We start from the raw sequence: 627 nt of genomic DNA, 5'->3' as shown, positions 1-627 counted from the left end.
CTTAACACAGTTCAATTCTTTTTCACCATAAATATAGAGAACCTGCGCCTTACTTTTGGAAATCCTACTATTCAATTTGTAGTGCCTCATATAAGTTTTATAGATGGTCACTAATGTTTTGATAGGTGTCCTTGGTATATCCTCTATATAATAATTTTTTATCTCGTCTGGATAAGCTAATTGGGGATAGAATTTATTCATTAAGCTTAACTGAAGTTTACAAGAGGATTTACTGAACATCAGTTTACCGAATAATGCTACCAGTAGGATGCAAAGTCTCGCCAAACTTGGTTGAGGAATACAGATACTTCCATCTATAATTGCTTTCTCAGCTATATCGCTGTCTAAGGACAAAAGTTCCATAGCAATTTGACCACCAAGAGAAACTCCACCTAAAGCAAACAGTTTTCCATCACAGTTTTGTCGAACATAGTTCAGAATTTCCTGTGCCGAATCTTCCGTTGATATATAATCCTTTTGATACTCCTCTCCGTGACCATTGAGTGTTGGTAGAATGACATGGTATTTATGAGACAAGATACGAGCTTGCCTAAGGTAACTCCACCAAGAACTACCCCCACCGTGTATTAATAAAATGGGAGGCAAATTTTTATCACCAAATTCATG

At 36.5% G+C, this 627-nt stretch carries 1 protein-coding gene; it reads right to left on the bottom strand.

What is annotated here, in order from left to right:
• The coding region (locus HMPREF2571_RS05335; RefSeq protein ID WP_070847386.1) for an alpha/beta hydrolase at positions 1–627 on the bottom strand (627 nt) is incomplete at both ends.

It is taken from the genome of Streptococcus sp. HMSC068F04 (assembly GCF_001837455.1).
Lineage (GTDB): Bacteria > Bacillota > Bacilli > Lactobacillales > Streptococcaceae > Streptococcus > Streptococcus salivarius_D.
Note: the sequence above shows the minus strand (reverse complement) of the source record. Positions and strands in the feature narration are given on the sequence as shown.